Source organism: Methylobacterium tardum (genome assembly GCF_023546765.1).
GTDB classification, from domain to species: domain Bacteria; phylum Pseudomonadota; class Alphaproteobacteria; order Rhizobiales; family Beijerinckiaceae; genus Methylobacterium; species Methylobacterium tardum.
This window is the reverse complement of record NZ_CP097484.1, coordinates 334,008-349,477: the sequence shown is the minus strand read 5'-3', so window position 1 is coordinate 349,477 and position 15,470 is coordinate 334,008. Positions and strand designations below refer to the sequence as shown.

Below are 15,470 nucleotides of genomic sequence, written 5' to 3'. Positions count from 1 at the left end.
GTGAGCCTCAGGCGACGTACGGTCGGACTCCGCCCAAGGGTTTGCAGCGGCGGAATCGTGCGATCAGCTGGCCCCGCCCGGCCGTATTCACTTGCTCTTGCCGCCCTTCTTCCCGAGCTCGGCCTGCGCCGATGAGGATGTCCGCGGGTTGGACTTGCCTTCCTTTTTGGCCTTCGCGTTCGCCTTCTTGGCCGTCGCGCTGCCGTGACCCTTCTTCTCAGTCATTGTCGCCTCCGTGATCGGAGGCCGAATGCCAAGGAGGCATTCCACGTTCCGGCGAACGCGAAGTTCCCTGTGAACAGGTGGCGCCGTCCGTCGTCTTGGCCATCAGCAAGGACCTGATTGAGTCTCCCGCTGTCCTGAACCTCATCCTGACAGATCATCACGTGTCAGTCGGGGTCACACCGCCGCTTCCAGAGGCCAAGCGGGATTCGTCAGACGATGGAGCGATCAGATCCGCTCTGCGATGGCTGGTTGCCGCGTCGTGAGGCCGGGGACGGCAGCGCTCCGATGCAAGAGTTCGGGCGGCCGTCCGAGTGCCCCACGCGGGATCGGCATCCGAGTAATTTGCGCCACGGCCGAAACCTCGCCGCCAGACATGAGAAAGGCAGCCCGAGGGCTGCCCTGTCTAGCTCATTGCCGCTGCGGTATAATGGTCGGAGTGGCGGGATTCGAACCCACGACCCCTAGTCCCCCAGACTAGTGCGCTAACCGGGCTGCGCTACACTCCGACGCCGCGAAGGCCCGGCGCTCTTAGCCTTCACACTCGCGCGGTGCAACCCCTTCTCGGATGTCCCGCGTGCCGGAAGCTCTGGCCCTCGCCGTCCCGGGCCGGTAGGGGTTCGCCATTCCCCCTTTCTGCTCGAGGATCATGACGGACCGACCGATCGCCTTCGATCTCACGCGCCTCGTCACGCGCCTGCGTCATGCGAGTCCCTCCGGGATTGATCGCGTCGACCTCGCCTACGCACGCGCCTTTCTCGATCGGTCGGCCCCCGGTTTCGGCGTCGTTTCGACGGGACTGGGACCGCGCGTCGTCGACCGTGACCAGGCGCGCGCCATCGTCGAGACCGTGGCCGCCGGCTGGGTCGAGGACCGGGACGCGGCCTCGGACCCGGTCTATCGGCGGCTGGCCGCGCGATGCGGCGATCCGGACGCGGCCTCCGGAGCGTCTGCGCGGGTGCCCGGCACGCGGATCGGCGCCTCCGACCGGCGCCGCATCCAGGCGCGGACGACCGCCGACATCGCGTTGCGCAGCCGCCCGATCGCGGCCCTGCCGCGCGACACGCTCTATCTGCACACCTCCCACCTGCGCCTCGACAACCCGCGCCGGTTCGACTGGCTCTATATGCGCCCGGATATCCGGGCGGCATTCTTCGTCCACGACCTGATCCCGATCACCCACCCGGAATACGGTCGGGCCGGCGAGGCCGACCGCCACCGGGCGCGGATGCGCACCATCGGCCGCCACGCCGCCGCGATCCTGGTGAACTCGGTGGATACCGGCGAACGCACCCTCGATTTCCTTGCGGCCGAGGGGTTCGGGCGCCCGCCCCTGGCGGTCGGCCATCTCGGGGTCGAGGCCGCCTTCGGTCGGACCGGTCCGCGATTTCGGACCGATCGCCCCACCTTCGTGGTCTGCGGCACGATCGAATCGCGCAAGAACCACCTGCTCCTGTTCCAGATCTGGCGGCAGCTGGCCGAACGCCTCGGCGCCGCCACGCCCCGCCTCGTCGTGGTCGGGCGACGCGGCTGGGAGGCCGAGAGCGCCATCGACATGCTGGAGCGGTGCCCCGGCGTGCAGGCGCACACGATCGAGGTCACGGGGCTCTCGACGCACGGCCTCGCCGCGCTGATGCGCAGCTGCACCGCGCTGCTGATGCCCTCGTTCACCGAGGGCTACGGTATCCCGGTGGTCGAGGCCGCAGCCTCCGGCCTGCCGGTCATCGCGTCCGACATCCGAGTTCATCGCGAGATCGCTGACGGCTTCGCGCTGTTTCGCGACCCGCTGGACGGTCCCGGCTGGCTGGCGGCCATCGAGGCTCTGGCGCGCCCGGGCTCGGAGCTGCGGACGGAGCTGACCGGACGTCTCGAGGGCTACGTGCCGCCGGATTGGGCCGCCCATTTCGACGCCGTTGGACCGACCGTCGACGCGCTGTGACCGCCGCCTCGCCGCGACAGACCTCCGAGTTGCACCATCCTACCCTGACGAATAAGGAAAAGCGTCAGTCCGCAGATCACGCGGAGACCGGGCGGAACGGAGATCCTGCCGATGCAGGTGGTCGACCTCGATCGTGAAACGATCAAGCGTGGGTTGAGCGATGGCTCGATGCTGGTGATCGACGTGCGGGAGCCGCACGAATACGAGGTCGGACATATCCCGGGCGCCGTCTCGCATCCGCTGTCCAGCTTCGATCCGCAGGCCGTGGCCGCACTGATCGCCGATGATGGGCGGCGGCCCGTCTTCTCCTGCGCGTCCGGGGTACGTTCGATTCACGCGCTCATGGCGGCCCAGAATGCCGGCGTCGCCATCACCGAACACTACAAGGGCGGCTTCAAGGATTGGTACAGCGCCGGCGAAACGATCGAATAGATCGCTGGAACAATCCGGCTCACGGCCCCGTGATGTGCGCTCGCGCACAAGCAACAGCGTTTCGTACGGGTTAGGGCGCCCCAGCGGCGGAACAATCGTCACGCTCGGCGCGACCGATAGGTCGGCCAACCGACAGCAGGACCCGATGCGCAGCCGGCTTCCCAGCCTTCTCACCGTATTGTCAGGACTGGCCGCCGGCTTGGCGGTGGGTCCCCTCGCGACGCCTGCGCACGCACAGGCCCCGGGCGGTCCGCCGCCCAAGGTGACCGTGGCGAAGCCGGTCGTGCGCCAGATCGTCGAGCAGGATCAGTATACCGGCCGGTTCGACCCGATCGACTACGTCGAGGTTCGCGCCCGCGTCACCGGGTACTTGGAGAAGATCAACTTCACGGATGGTCAGACCGTGAAGAAGGGTGACCTGCTGTTCGTCATCGACCGGCGCCCCTACAAGGCGGCGCTGGAGCAGGCGCAGGCGGCGCTGGCCTCCGCGAAGGCCCGGCAATCCTTCTCGCAGACCGACCTGGAGCGCGCGCAGACCCTGTCGCGCAGCGGCAACATCTCCGAGCAGGTCACCGACCAGCGCCGGCAGGCCTCGCAGACCGCCCAGGCCGATGTCGACAGCGCGCAGGCCGCCCTCAACAACGCGCAGCTGAACTACGATTTCAGCGAGGTGAAGGCGCCGATCAACGGCCGGATCAGCCGCCGTCTCGTCACCGAGGGCAACATCGTCAGTGCCGATCAGACGATGCTGACCACGATCGTGTCGCTCGATCCGATCTATTTCAGCTTCACCGTCGACGAGAAATCGTTCCTCAAATACCAGAACAGCCTCGGCATCGGCATGGGCCAGACCCAGCAGGGCAAGGGCGTGCCGATCCTGATCGCGCTCTCCGGAGAGGCGAAGCCGACCCGCAAGGGCACCCTCGACTTCGCCGACAACCGCGTCGACAACGCCACCGGCACGATCCTGCTGCGCGCGACCGTCCCGAACGCCGACCTATTCATCAAGCCGGGCCTGTTCGGCATCGTCTCGATGCCGGCCACCAAGCCGTTCCAGGGGATTATGCTTCCCGACGAAGCGGTGGCGGCGAACCAGGATAAGCGGATCGTCTACATCGTCGGGCCCGACAACGTGATCCAGCAGAAGGACGTGGTGCTGGGACCGAAGGTCGATGGCTACCGGGTGATCCAGTCCGGGCTGAAGGGCGACGAGACCGTGGTGGTCAACGGCCTTTCGCGGGTCCGCGCGGGCGCGAAGGTGGCGCCCGACACCATCGAGCTGCCCCCGAGCAAGACGTGAGCCTGAACGGCTCGCGACGACTGCCTTCGAGCGCGCCGCACGGCGCGCCCCGCACCGACGACGCAGGGCCCCGGCCGGGAGACCGGCGGGCCTCAGAGGTTTGACCGATGCGTTTCGCCCATTTCTTCGTCGACAGGCCGATCTTCGCGTCCGTCACGTCGATCGTGTTCCTGATTCTCGGCTTCGTGGCCTACGAGAGCCTGCCGGTCTCGCAGTATCCCGAGATCGTGCCGCCGACCGTGACCGTGCGCGCCTCCTATCCGGGCGCCAACGCCGAGACCGTCGCCGCCACGATCGCGACCCCGATCGAGCAGGAGGTCAACGGCGTCGACAACATGCTGTACATGACGTCGTTGTCGACCAACGACGGCAACATGCTGCTGACCGTCACCTTCAAGGTCGGCACCAACCTCGATATCGCCAACGTGCTGGTGCAGAATCGGCTGTCGGTGGCCCAGCCGCGCTTGCCGCCGGACGTGCGCAACCTCGGCGTCACCGTGCGCAAGGCCTCGCCCGACCTGATGCTGGTCGTGCACCTGCTGTCGCCGAACAAGACCTACGACCAGAACTACCTCGCCAACTACATCTACCTGAACATCCGCGACGAGCTGCTGCGCCTCGACGGCGTCGGCGACATCACGATCTTCGGCGGTAACGAGTACGCCGAGCGGATCTGGGTCGATCCCAACAAGCTCGCCGCCTACGGCCTCTCGGTCACCGACGTCACTACGGCGCTGCAGGAGCAGAACGTGCAGGTGGCGGCCGGCCAGCTGAACGGCCCGCCCGCGGCCAAGAGCGAGGCGTTCCAGCTCGTCGTGCAATCGCAGGCGCGGTTCAAGACGCCCGAGCAGTTCGCCGAGGTGATCATCAAGGCCCAGGACGGCCGCCTTGTCCGGGTCAAGGACATCGCCCGCGTCGAGATGGGCCAGAAGGACTACACGACCAACTCCTACCTCAACGACACGCCGGCAGTGGGCATCGGCGCCTTCCAGCGCCCCGGCACCAACGCCCTCGATGCGGCGGCGTCGGTCAAGAAGGTGATGGAGGAGGTCAAGAAGCGGTTCCCACCCGACGTCGAGTACCGCATCGCCTACAACCCGACGGAGTTCATCGAGGAATCGATCCACGAGGTCTACAAGACCCTGTTCGAGGCGGTCGGCCTCGTCGTCATCGTGGTGCTGGTCTTCCTCCAGAGCTGGCGGACCGCGCTGATCCCGGTGATCGCGATCCCGGTCTCTCTGATCGGCACCTTCGCGGCGATGGCGGCTTTCGGCTTCTCGCTGAACAACCTGACCCTGTTCGGGCTCGTGCTCGCCATCGGCATCGTGGTCGGCGACGCCATCGTGGTGGTGGAGAACGTCGAGCGCAACATGGCCGAGGGCCTGTCGCCGGGCGACGCTGCGCACAAGACCATGGACGAGGTCGGCGGTGCGGTCATCGCGATCGCGCTGGTGCTCGCCGCGGTGTTCGTGCCGACAGCGTTCATCCCGGGCATCTCGGGCCAGTTCTACAAGCAGTTCGCGCTGACGATCGCGGCCTCGACCCTGATCTCGGCCTTCAACTCGCTGACCCTGTCGCCAGCGCTGTGTAAGCTGCTGCTGGTGCCGCACCACGCCCGGAAGGAGCCGAAGTTCTTCCTGACGCGGTTCATCAATTGGCTGGCGAACGGCTTCAACCGCGCCTTCGACGCGACCTCGAACGCCTACGGCCGGACGATCCGTGTCCTGACCGGCGGCATCGTGGGCCTCGGCGTGATGCTGCTGATCTACGCCGGGGTGATCGCCGGAACGCTGCACCTCGCGCAGACGACGCCCACGGGCTTCATCCCGGACCAGGACCAGGGCTACCTGATCGGCGTGGTCCAGCTGCCCTCGGGCGCATCCCTCGACCGCACGACGGACGTGATCCTGCGCGCCGCCAAGCAGGCCCGGACGGTCGACGGCGTGGCCAACGCGGTAATCATCGCGGGCTTCGACGGCGCGACCTTCACCAACACCACCAACGCCGGCGTGATGTTCCTGACCCTCAAGGGGGCGAAGGAACGGGCGGAAGTGGGTCGGAGCGCGGCCGTGATCACCGGCGACGTGCTGAAGGCCACCTCGGACATCCAGGAAGCCCGGGTGATCGTGATCCCGCCGCCGCCGGTCCGCGGCCTCGGCAACGGCGGCGGCTTCAAGATGCAGATCGAGAGCCGGCAATCGTCGGAGATCGGCCCGCTCATGGCCGCGGCCGGCGAGGTGATCGCTCAGGCCAACCAGAGCGCGGACGTGCAGCGGGTCTTCACGACCTTCGACAACTCGACGCCGCAGCTGTTCCTCGACATCGACCGCACCATCGCGCGGATGCTGAACGTGCCGCTCGCCAACGTGTTCTCGTCGGTCCAGGCGGATCTCGGCGGCACCTACGTGAACGACTTCAACACGCTCGGCCGCATCTACCAGGTGCGCCTGCAGGGCGACGCCGCCTTCCGGACGTCGATCCAGGACATCTCGCAGATCAAGGTGCGCTCCTCCACCGGCGCGCTGGTTCCGATGGGAACGCTCGCCTCGGTGCGGGACGTGACCGGGCCGCAGATCGTGCAGCGCTTCAACCTGTATTACTCGGTCCCGGTGCAGGGCGTGGCCAAGCCCGGCGTCTCGACCGGTCAGGCACTGGACGCCATGGAGCAGATCGCCAAGAAGGCCCTGCCCGACGGCTACTCGTACGACTGGACCGAGATCGCCTACCAGCAGAAGGCCGCGAGCGGCACCGCTGGCGCCGTCTTCGCACTGGGCGTTCTGCTCGTCTTCCTCGTGCTCGCCGCGCAGTACGAATCGTGGGCGCTCCCGCTCGCGATCCTGCTCGTGGTGCCGACCGGCGTGCTCGCCGCGCTCGCGGGCGTGCAGTTCCGCGGCCAGGACAACAACATCCTGACGCAGATCGGCCTGATCGTGCTCATCGGCTTGGCTGCCAAGAACGCGATCCTGATCGTCGAGTTCGCACACGACATCGAGCAGCGAGAGCACCGCGGCCCGGTGGAGGCGGCGGTCGAAGCCTGCCGCCTGCGCCTGCGCCCGATCCTGATGACCGCCTTCGCGTTCATCCTCGGCACCCTGCCGCTGGTCATCGCCACGGGCCCCGGCGCCGAGATGCGCCAGGCGCTCGGCACTGCGGTGTTCTTCGGGATGATCGGCGCGACCTTCTTCGGCCTGTTCCTGACGCCGGTCTTCTACGTGGTCATCCGGCACTTCTCGATCTGGCTCGGCCGGTTCCGGAAGAAGCACAGCCACGGCGATCACGGCGACGCTGCACCCGCCCACGGCTGACGCGCCGCGCCGTTCCTGGAAAGCCCGTCTGATACTGCGCGGATCGGGCGGGCTTTCGCGCGACGGGCGGGTGTACCCGGTGTAGAGGCTGTCCGGCATGCACCTCCTCGGCCGCCTGATCCTCGGGGCCTTCGCCCTCCTGCTCGCCGTCCCGGCGGGCTTCGCCGTGCTGGTCCTGGCGGTGCTGGTCGATCCGGCTGCGCAGGCCTGGCTGACCGGCGGGGCGCTGGCCGGCCTCGACATGGCCCTGTCGGACCTGTCGGCCGGGCTCCCGCCGGAAGGGGTGGTGCTGTTCGTCGCCGGTCTCGCCAAGGCGCTGTTCGTCCTGCTGTTCGTACCGCCGGCCCTGGTCGGTCTCGGCGGCGAGGTGCTCGGGCGACGCGGCCTCGTGTGGTACGGCGCCGGTTGCGGTCTGCTGACCGCCGCCTTCCCCTGGCTGACCCGCGGCGCCGTCCGGGCGGGGGCGGGACGCACGATGCCGGCCTCCTGGCCGCTGAGGCGCGCCTGACCCTGATCCTGTTCGTCGTCGGCGCGAGCGCCGGGTTGGTCTACTGGCTCGTGGCCGGGCGGCGCGCCGGCTCCACCCGCGGCCGCCGCTGGGCCGAGGACGCCTGACCGGCCCCGGCGACACTGCCCTTGGCCGCGGACGGGCGGGCGCGCTACAGGGAGGCGCCACGATACGGTTCCCGATGCTCGCCCTGCGCTCCCTCGCCTTCAACATCTGCTTCTACGCCGTCACCACGGTCCTGGCCTTTATCGGCCTGCCCATGCTGGTCTCCGGCCGGTCGGTTCTGCGGCTCGCCCGCGCCTGGGGGCGGATCACACTCTGGCTGCTGCGCGTCGTCGCCGGCACGCGGGTCGAGTTCCGCGGGCTGGACAACATCCCGCCGGGGCCGCTGCTGGTGGCGGCCAAGCACCAATCGGCCCTGGAGACGCTGGCGCTCTGCACCGTGCTGCCGGACTTTGCCTACATTCTGAAGAAGGAGCTGCTGCTCATCCCGCTGATCGGCTGGTACCTGTCGCGCAGCGGCATGGTGGCGATCGACCGGTCCAAGGGCACCCGGGCAATGAGCCTGATGAACGCCGCCGCCGGCGAGGCGATTCGGCAGGGACGCCGGCTCATCATCTTCCCCGAGGGGACCCGCCGCCCGGTCGGGGCGCCGCCAGCCTACAAGCAGGGCCTGTCGCACCTCTACACGGCCCTGCAGGTCCCCTGCGTACCCGTGGCGCTGAACACCGGCCTGTTCTGGTCCCGCAACAGCCTCCTGCGCCGTCCGGGGACGGCGGTGATCGAGTTCCTGCCGCCGATCCCGCCGGGCCTGCCCCGGCAGGAGTTCCAGGCGCTGGCGCAGGAGCGGCTCGAGACCGCATCGAACGCCCTCGCCGACGGTGGGCTCCACGGGCTCGCCGCCGCGGGTCACGCGGTTCCGGCATCCGAGGCCCCTGCGGCGGCCTCACCGCGCCGCTGATCGGCTCGCCACCCACTGCGTCGAACTGGCCGATCCGGCTTGTGGATAGCGGGTGTAACTCCCACATCTATTCCTAGGAACGTCGCGCTTGACGCCTGTGGATAGCGCGCGCTAGGTTAGAACAAATGGCGAACAGACGAGCCCTGTCCTGGTCGGCCGCGCTTCGCGACCTGAAGGACGATCGCACGCGGAGGCAGGATGTGCGTGAAGAACGCCTCAAGACGACGGCGGGCCTGCGCGGCTCGCCCGCCCTTCCCCTCTCGGCCTGGCGCGGCCGCTCTGGCCGCCGCTACGTCGTGGGCGTCCATCCCGCCGGAGGCTTCGACCTCGACGAGATGGCGCAGGCCGTGGTGATCGCAGTGCGCCGTGACAATGCCGGCATCGCCGAGATGGTCTCGGTCGCCAGCTCCAGCGAGAGCCCGCGCGAGCACCTGCGGCGGACCTGGCTCGACCGGGTGCGCCGTCGGGGAGCCACCGAGATGCACGTGCACCGGCTCGCCGAGAACGAAGCCGAGCGGGTGGCGATCGTCGAGGATCTCCAGGTCGACAGCGTCGAGCCGGCGCAGGTCTGACCGGGAAAAAGCCGGCGCGCGCAGGCCGATCGCCGCCCGCGGCGGTCGACCGCGCACGGCGCTGCCCCAGTTTCGCCCCTTGCGTGGCCACAAGCCGGGGCCGCGATGTCCCTGCGGGGATCGGGTCGGGGAGCGGAACGCATGGTGCAGGATCGGACGCGGCCGGACGAGATCGCTTCAACGCCGCCGGCGCAGGGCAAGCGGCGCTCCCGCCTCGGGCTGTTCCTCCCCTACATCCTGCTCGCTGTTGTGGCGGTCGGATGGTCTGCCGGGTGGTTCTGGATCCGCGGGCGCGCCGCTGGCGAGATCGATGCCTGGATCGCCCGCGAGGCGGCCGCCGGCCGCACCTGGATCTGTGCCGACCGCACCCTCGGCGGCTATCCGTTCCGCATCGAGCTGCGCTGTAGCGCCGTCACCCTGGAGCGCGCCGACGGGCGGTTCCGGCTCGGCCCGAGCACCGCGGTCGCGCAGATCTACCAGCCCCGCCTGGTCGTGTTCGAGAGCGCCGGCCCGTTCCACGTCGAGCAGGGCGACCTGGTGGGCGACGCCACCTGGAAGGGCCTGCAGGGCAGCTTCCACGGCGCCGCGGAGGGCTTCACCCGCGCCTCACTGGTCGTGGACAACCCCGAAATCACCGTGAACGGCGCCGAACCCGGCCCGATCGCAGTCACGGGCCGGCACCTGGAGCTGCATGCCAGACCGACGCCCGGCCGCTATGACTCCGAGGGCGCCGTTGATGTGAGCCTGCGTCTGACCCAGGCGGCCGTGCCGCAACTCGACGCCCTCACCGGCACCGGCGACCCGGCCGATCTCGCTCTGGACGCGACCCTGACGCAAGCCACGGTGCTGCGGACCGGAACGGTGGCGCGTGAGTTGGAGCGCTGGCGGCAGGCTGGGGGTACCCTGGATCTTACCGCGCTCTCGCTCGCCAAGGGTGATCAGCGCGTGCAGGCCAAGGGAACTCTCGCCCTCGACGCCGCCCATCGGCCGGTGGGCCAGATCGATCTGCGGGCCGCCGGCGTCGACGCTCTGGTCGGCAGCATCGTCGGGCAGCGCTTCGGCTCCGACAGGGGAGCGCTGGTCGGGCAGTTGGTCGGCGGCCTTCTGGGCCTCAGCCGGCGGCCCGACGCGGAGGCGCCGACCGGCAGCGCGCCTCTGAAGGCGCTGCCGCCGCTCCGGCTGGTGGATGGTCGGCTGGTCTTCAGCGGCTTCCCGATCCCGAACGTCTTCGTGCCGGCGCTGTATTAGAGTCGTCCTCGATCATCCTCAGAGCTCTGACGCGCAGCCCTGCGTGCGGCGCGTCCCCATCCGGGCCGGAATCGAACCGGATTCGCTCAGTAGAGCCGCAGCCCGGGACTGATCGGCGACGCGGGATCCGCTATAGGAGGCACATGGCCTCCGAGACCGCCGTCCCGACCCGCGTGAAGATTTGCGGGCTCAGCACCGAAGCGACCCTGACCGCCGCCCTTGAGGCCGGTGCGGATTGGATCGGGCTGGTCCACTTCGCGCGCAGCCCGCGGCACGTCACCCTCGCGCAGGCTGCCGCCCTCTCCGTCCTCGCCCGTGGGCGGGCGGAGCGCGTGCTCCTGCTCGCCGATCCGGACGATGCGCTGGTGGCTTCGGCCGTGGCGGCGGCCGATCCGGATCTGATCCAGCTTCACGGGCGCGAGAGCCCCGAGCGCGTTGCGGCGATCCGGGCAGCCACCGGCCGGCCGGTGATGAAGGCGCTCGGCATCGCGACACCCGCCGACCTCGCGGCCCTGCCCGCCTACGCGGCCGTGGCCGACCGGATCCTGCTCGACGCGAAGGCGCCCGCGGACGCGACCCTGCCGGGCGGGAACGGCCGGCGTTTCGACTGGGAGCTTCTGCGCGGCACCGATCTTCCGCACGGCACGATGCTGTCGGGCGGGCTCGACGCGGCCAACGTCGCCGAGGCGCTGATGCGAACCGGTCTCCGCGCCGTCGATGTCTCATCTGGCGTCGAGTCGGCGCCCGGGACCAAGGATCCGAGCAGGATCGCGGCCTTCGTGGCGGCCGCGCGGGCCGCGCGCTAAATTCTCGGAAGACGCAGGCCGTCCAAGAAAGGGCCCGTTCCCGCCGCCGCCTCGCGACGTGGCTGCCGCCCTATCGCGGCGCCGGCAGGGCGGTGCGGCCCGTATTCGGGACCGTGTAGGGGCCAACGGTCTCGCTCTCCGGCGCGTAGGTCCGCAGCCGCGTTGCCTCGCGCTCGTACCGGACCGCCTCGCGGCGGTGGTAGCGCGCCCGGGCGCGGGTCTTGCCCTGGCCGAGCCACGTGAAGATGCCGCCCACCACGATCCCGAGCGCCACCGCGCCGAACAGGATCGCGTAGAGCGGCAGGGCGACGCTGAAGACCGGCGCGTCGGCGTTGAACGGATCGAAGGAGAGCTGCACCGGCGCGCGGTTGGCGACCGCCAGCAGGATCACCAGGGCGGCGATCGGCAGCAGCACGAGGCTCTTCAGGAAACGGATCATCGCGCTCACAGGTCCTTCCTACTCGGCGGCCGAGGCGCTCTCGCCGATGCCCGCGGCGTTGAGGCGCTGGCGCATCTCCTTGCCGGTCTTGAACACCGGGATCGCCTTCTCGGACACGGCAACGGCGGCGCCCGTGCGCGGGTTGCGTCCCCGGCGCGCCTCGCGGCGTTTCACCGAGAAGGCGCCGAAGCCGCGCAACTCCACCCGGTCGCCGCGGGCCAGCGCGTCGGAAATGGTGTCGAGGATCGCGTTGACCAGGATCTCCACGTCGCGCTGGTAGAGATGCGGGTTCTGCTCGGCAATCTTGAGGACGAGCTCCGACTTGATCATGGCGTCTTGTCTTCTCGCGGGATCGGGGCGGGCTGCGTGAGGGCAGGCAATCAGGGGGCCGGGCGCCAGAGCGCGAGCAGCCCGCCCTGGGAGGCCTGGGCCTCGGCGCCGACGGTCCGCAGCCGCGCCGCGAGACCGTCGAGCCCGAGGAGATCGGCGCCGATACCGGCCGCGGACCACAGGGAGAAATTGCTCTCGGTCGAGGGCTTCCAATCCTTGATCGGCAGGTCCTTCTGGACGCCGCGGGCGCTCTCCAGCCACGCCGCGGCCTGGCGCTCGCTGCCGAGCTCGTCCACCAGCTTCAGCGGCAGGCTCTGGCGGCCGCTGAAGACACGGCCGTCCGAGACGGTGGCGAGCTGGCCCGGATCCATGCCCCGCCGTTCGGCCACGAGGCCCTTGAACCACGCGTAGGTGTCGCCGACGACCGCGGCGAGCGCCGCGCGCGCTTCCGGCGAGGTCGGGGTGAAGCCCGACGGCTCGGCCTTGAGCGGCGACGACTTCACCGACTCAACCTTGACGCCGACCTTGTCGAGCAGGCCGGACACGTCCGGATACTGGAACAGCACGCCGATCGAGCCGACGAGGCTCGTCTCGCGCGCCACGATGTGGTCGGCCGCGATGGCGGTTATGTAGGCCCCGGAGGCGGCGGTGCCGTCCACGAAGGCAACGATCGGCTTCTTGGCGGCCAGCGCCCGCAGGTTGCGGAAGATCTCCTCGGAGCCCGTGGTCGTGCCACCGGGTGAGTTGATCGAGACGATCACACCCTTCACGGCATCCGCGTCGCCGACCCGCTTCATCAGCTTGGCGGTGGCCTCGCTGCCGGCGATGAAGCCCGAGACTGAGATGCGGGCGATCTGCGGCCGCACGGCGAAGCCGCCCTCCGCGCCGGTGCGCACGCGGTAGCCAAGGGCGCCGACCGCCACGATCAGGCCGCCGATGCCGAGCACGCGCCAGAGAGACAGACTGCGGCGCAGGCGCCGCCGGTCGATCAGCAGTTCGGCGTCGGCTGCCATGCTGTGCCTTCCCCTGAAGCCCCCGGTCGCTCCCCTCGACGGGGTGCGGGAGCCACGCCCCCGCGCCGGGCAAGTCCTTGGTTTCCTTCGGCTCGCTCGGTCCGAGCCGTGCGAGGCCGGTGTTCTAGAGCATTTACCGCGGGCGTGGATATGGGGCGGACGAAGAAAATGACGGGGTGGCCGGCCGCTGTCGCGTCGCACCGGCCCGTCCGACCTGCGATCTGCCTTCGGCAACCTTGAATTGTTGGACCAAAAAAGAACCCGCGCAGGACATCGGTCCTGCGCGGGTCTCGGTACCGCGGATCCGCCGCCCGGACAGGCCGGGCGGCAGAGAGCAGCGGCTTACTCGTCGTCGGAGCGCTTCTTGTTGAAGGCCGCGCCCAGGATATCGCCGAGCGAGGCACCCGAATCGGCGGAGCCGAACTGGGCCATGGCCTCCTTCTCCTCGGCGACCTCGAGGGCCTTGATCGAGACCTGCACGCGGCGGGCCTTCCGGTCGAACTGCACGACGCGGGCGTCGAACTTCTCGCCGGTGGCGAAGCGCTCGGGGCGCTGATCGCCGCGGTCGCGGGCCAGCTCCGCGCGACGGATGAAGGTCTGCATGTCGGTGTCGACGATCTTCACCTCGACGCCGGCATCCTTCACCTCGACCACCTCACAGGTGACGATCTGGCCCTTCTTGATCTCGCCGGCCTCGGCGAAGGGGTCACCGCCGAGCTGCTTCACGCCCAGCGAGATCCGCTCCTTCTCGACGTCGACGTCGAGAACCTGGGCGCGGACCATGTCGCCCTTCTTGAACTCCTCGATGACCTGCTCGCCGGGACGGTTCCAGTCGAGATCCGACAGGTGAACCATGCCGTCGACATCGCCCTCGAGGCCGATGAACAGGCCGAACTCGGTCTTGTTCTTGACCTCGCCCTCGACCTCGGAGCCGACCGGGTGCTTCTCGGCGAAGGCCTCCCAGGGGTTCTGCAGGGTCTGCTTGAGGCCCAGGCTGATGCGGCGCTTGACCGGATCGACCTCCAGGATCTGAACCTCGACCTCCTGGGAGGTGGAGACGATCTTACCCGGATGGACGTTCTTCTTGGTCCAGCTCATCTCGGAGACGTGGATCAGGCCCTCGATCCCCGGCTCCAGCTCCACGAAGGCGCCGTAATCGGTGATGTTGGTCACGCGGCCCTTGAGCTTGGCGCCCTCCGGGTAACGGGCGGCGATGCCCTCCCACGGATCGGCGAGAAGCTGCTTGATGCCGAGCGAGATGCGGTGCGTCTCGTGGTTGATCTTGATGATCTTGACCTTCACGGTCTGACCGATCGTGACCACCTCGGACGGGTGGTTCACGCGGCGCCACGCCATGTCGGTGACGTGCAGCAGGCCGTCGATCCCGCCGAGGTCGACGAACGCGCCGTACTCGGTGATGTTCTTGACGACGCCGTCGATGACCTGACCTTCCTCAAGGTTGGCCACCAGCTCAGAGCGCTGCTCGGCGCGGCTCTCCTCGAGGACGGTCCGGCGCGACACGACGATGTTGCCGCGGCGGCGATCCATCTTGAGGATCTGGAACGGCTGCGGGGTGCCCAGCAGCGGGGTGACGTCGCGGACCGGGCGGATGTCGACCTGCGAGCGCGGTAGGAACGCCACGGCGCCGTCGAGGTCGACGGTGTAGCCGCCCTTGACCTGGTTGAAGATCGTGCCGGTGACGCGGTCGTTGTTCTCGAACGACTTCTCGAGCTTGACCCAGCTCTCCTCGCGGCGCGCCTTGTCGCGCGAGATGACGGCCTCGCCGAGCGCGTTCTCGATCCGGTCGACGTAGACCTCGACCTCGTCGCCGACCTTCAGCTCGCCCTCGCGGCCGGGACCGGTGAATTCCTTGAGCGCGACACGGCCTTCCGTCTTGGCGCCGATGTCGATGACGGCCACGTCCTTCTCGATCGCGACGACGCGACCCTTGACGACGGAGCCCTCGGTGATCTCGTGTTCGAGGAAGCTCTCCTCGAGGAGTGCGGCGAAATCGTCGCGGCTCGGGCTGCGCCCCAGAGCGGTACCTGCGGTCATTCTGTCTCCTGAACGGCCTCCGGCGGAGGCCCGTTGCGTCGGCGGCTCGCGTTGCAGGCACCCTCGCTCGCCGCGGCCTCCCCGGACTCTTTCGGGAGAGGCGACCGGTCCCGTGGGACCCGGCTTGCCGACGCGTCGATACGGATGACGAGGGCGGTCCAGCCGGCGGCCCAGCGGGCGCAAGAGTGACGAGCGCGCGAGAGCGGATCCGGGAGGACGCGCGTGCCATACAGCATCGGCCCTCTGACTTCAACCGAACGGGGGGGTCCGCGCCGCGGCGGATGGCACATCCGCGGCCTGGTGACGCTTTCGCTTGCCGCTCTTGCCCGGCGCCGTGCAG

The 15,470-nt window shown here is 69.2% G+C and carries 13 protein-coding genes, 1 tRNA gene and 1 pseudogene; 9 read left to right on the top strand and 6 right to left on the bottom strand.

Features of this window, described 5'->3' with window-relative positions:
- Nucleotides 1–87: 87 nt before the first annotated feature.
- Nucleotides 88–225, bottom strand: a complete 138-nt coding sequence (locus M6G65_RS01735; protein WP_192707267.1) for a hypothetical protein — start codon at nucleotides 223–225, stop codon at nucleotides 88–90.
- 428 nt (nucleotides 226–653) lie between these two features.
- Nucleotides 654–731, bottom strand: a tRNA-Pro gene (locus M6G65_RS01730).
- 140 nt (nucleotides 732–871) lie between these two features.
- Here M6G65_RS01730 and M6G65_RS01725 point away from each other — a divergent pair.
- The 9 genes and pseudogenes from M6G65_RS01725 (at nucleotide 872) to M6G65_RS01685 (ending at nucleotide 11,293) form a co-directional block, all read left to right on the top strand.
- A complete protein-coding gene (locus M6G65_RS01725; protein ID WP_238198236.1) occupies nucleotides 872–2,161 on the top strand; it encodes a glycosyltransferase family 4 protein in 1,290 nt (429 codons plus the stop codon).
- A 111-nt stretch (nucleotides 2,162–2,272) separates the two neighbouring features.
- Nucleotides 2,273–2,593 carry a rhodanese-like domain-containing protein gene (locus M6G65_RS01720; RefSeq protein ID WP_238198238.1) on the top strand — a complete coding sequence of 107 codons (321 nt, stop codon included), beginning with the start codon at nucleotides 2,273–2,275 and terminating at the stop codon, nucleotides 2,591–2,593.
- Nucleotides 2,594–2,738: 145 nt separating this feature from the next.
- The gene (locus M6G65_RS01715; RefSeq protein WP_250103486.1) at nucleotides 2,739–3,893 is read left to right on the top strand and encodes an efflux RND transporter periplasmic adaptor subunit; all 1,155 of its coding nucleotides are present in this window, start codon (nucleotides 2,739–2,741) and stop codon (nucleotides 3,891–3,893) included.
- A gap of 107 nt (nucleotides 3,894–4,000) precedes the next feature.
- Nucleotides 4,001–7,198: an efflux RND transporter permease subunit gene (locus tag M6G65_RS01710; protein WP_250103485.1), complete on the top strand. Its 3,198-nt coding sequence runs from the start codon at nucleotides 4,001–4,003 to the stop codon at nucleotides 7,196–7,198.
- 97 nt (nucleotides 7,199–7,295) lie between these two features.
- A pseudogene (locus M6G65_RS01705) lies at nucleotides 7,296–7,813 on the top strand (hypothetical protein).
- Between the two features lie 74 nt (nucleotides 7,814–7,887).
- The gene (locus tag M6G65_RS01700) at nucleotides 7,888–8,667 is read left to right on the top strand and encodes a lysophospholipid acyltransferase family protein (protein ID WP_250103484.1); all 780 of its coding nucleotides are present in this window, start codon (nucleotides 7,888–7,890) and stop codon (nucleotides 8,665–8,667) included.
- Nucleotides 8,668–8,792: 125 nt separating this feature from the next.
- Entirely contained in the window at nucleotides 8,793–9,239 is a 447-nt protein-coding gene (locus tag M6G65_RS01695; protein WP_192707186.1) for a hypothetical protein, read from the top strand.
- 141 nt (nucleotides 9,240–9,380) lie between these two features.
- A complete protein-coding gene (locus M6G65_RS01690) occupies nucleotides 9,381–10,487 on the top strand; it encodes a DUF2125 domain-containing protein (protein WP_238198248.1) in 1,107 nt (368 codons plus the stop codon).
- 143 nt (nucleotides 10,488–10,630) lie between these two features.
- The gene (locus M6G65_RS01685; protein ID WP_250103483.1) at nucleotides 10,631–11,293 is read left to right on the top strand and encodes a phosphoribosylanthranilate isomerase; all 663 of its coding nucleotides are present in this window, start codon (nucleotides 10,631–10,633) and stop codon (nucleotides 11,291–11,293) included.
- Between the two features lie 70 nt (nucleotides 11,294–11,363).
- On the opposite strand, the gene M6G65_RS01680 is transcribed toward M6G65_RS01685, so the two are convergent.
- From M6G65_RS01680 to rpsA, 4 genes are all read right to left on the bottom strand, one after another.
- Nucleotides 11,364–11,732: a LapA family protein gene (locus tag M6G65_RS01680; RefSeq protein WP_192707183.1), complete on the bottom strand. Its 369-nt coding sequence runs from the start codon at nucleotides 11,730–11,732 to the stop codon at nucleotides 11,364–11,366.
- 18 nt (nucleotides 11,733–11,750) lie between these two features.
- A complete protein-coding gene (locus M6G65_RS01675; RefSeq protein WP_091785957.1) occupies nucleotides 11,751–12,062 on the bottom strand; it encodes an integration host factor subunit beta in 312 nt (103 codons plus the stop codon).
- Between the two features lie 50 nt (nucleotides 12,063–12,112).
- A complete protein-coding gene (gene sppA / locus M6G65_RS01670; protein WP_238198251.1) occupies nucleotides 12,113–13,075 on the bottom strand; it encodes a signal peptide peptidase SppA in 963 nt (320 codons plus the stop codon).
- Nucleotides 13,076–13,417: 342 nt separating this feature from the next.
- Nucleotides 13,418–15,130: a 30S ribosomal protein S1 gene (gene rpsA / locus M6G65_RS01665; RefSeq protein WP_238198253.1), complete on the bottom strand. Its 1,713-nt coding sequence runs from the start codon at nucleotides 15,128–15,130 to the stop codon at nucleotides 13,418–13,420.
- Nucleotides 15,131–15,470: the final 340 nt, after the last annotated feature.

Bases quoted from the DNA above. Each gene is read 5' to 3' on its own strand.
- M6G65_RS01735 (WP_192707267.1), bottom strand. From the start codon at position 225: ATGACTGAGAAGAAGGGTCACGGCAGCGCGACGGCCAAGAAGGCGAAC.
- M6G65_RS01725 (WP_238198236.1), top strand. From the start codon at position 872: ATGACGGACCGACCGATCGCCTTCGATCTCACGCGCCTCGTCACGCGC.
- M6G65_RS01720 (WP_238198238.1), top strand. From the start codon at position 2,273: ATGCAGGTGGTCGACCTCGATCGTGAAACGATCAAGCGTGGGTTGAGC.
- M6G65_RS01715 (WP_250103486.1), top strand. From the start codon at position 2,739: ATGCGCAGCCGGCTTCCCAGCCTTCTCACCGTATTGTCAGGACTGGCC.
- M6G65_RS01710 (WP_250103485.1), top strand. From the start codon at position 4,001: ATGCGTTTCGCCCATTTCTTCGTCGACAGGCCGATCTTCGCGTCCGTC.
- M6G65_RS01700 (WP_250103484.1), top strand. From the start codon at position 7,888: ATGCTCGCCCTGCGCTCCCTCGCCTTCAACATCTGCTTCTACGCCGTC.
- M6G65_RS01695 (WP_192707186.1), top strand. From the start codon at position 8,793: ATGGCGAACAGACGAGCCCTGTCCTGGTCGGCCGCGCTTCGCGACCTG.
- M6G65_RS01690 (WP_238198248.1), top strand. From the start codon at position 9,381: ATGGTGCAGGATCGGACGCGGCCGGACGAGATCGCTTCAACGCCGCCG.
- M6G65_RS01685 (WP_250103483.1), top strand. From the start codon at position 10,631: ATGGCCTCCGAGACCGCCGTCCCGACCCGCGTGAAGATTTGCGGGCTC.
- M6G65_RS01680 (WP_192707183.1), bottom strand. From the start codon at position 11,732: ATGATCCGTTTCCTGAAGAGCCTCGTGCTGCTGCCGATCGCCGCCCTG.
- M6G65_RS01675 (WP_091785957.1), bottom strand. From the start codon at position 12,062: ATGATCAAGTCGGAGCTCGTCCTCAAGATTGCCGAGCAGAACCCGCAT.
- sppA (WP_238198251.1), bottom strand. From the start codon at position 13,075: ATGGCAGCCGACGCCGAACTGCTGATCGACCGGCGGCGCCTGCGCCGC.
- rpsA (WP_238198253.1), bottom strand. From the start codon at position 15,130: ATGACCGCAGGTACCGCTCTGGGGCGCAGCCCGAGCCGCGACGATTTC.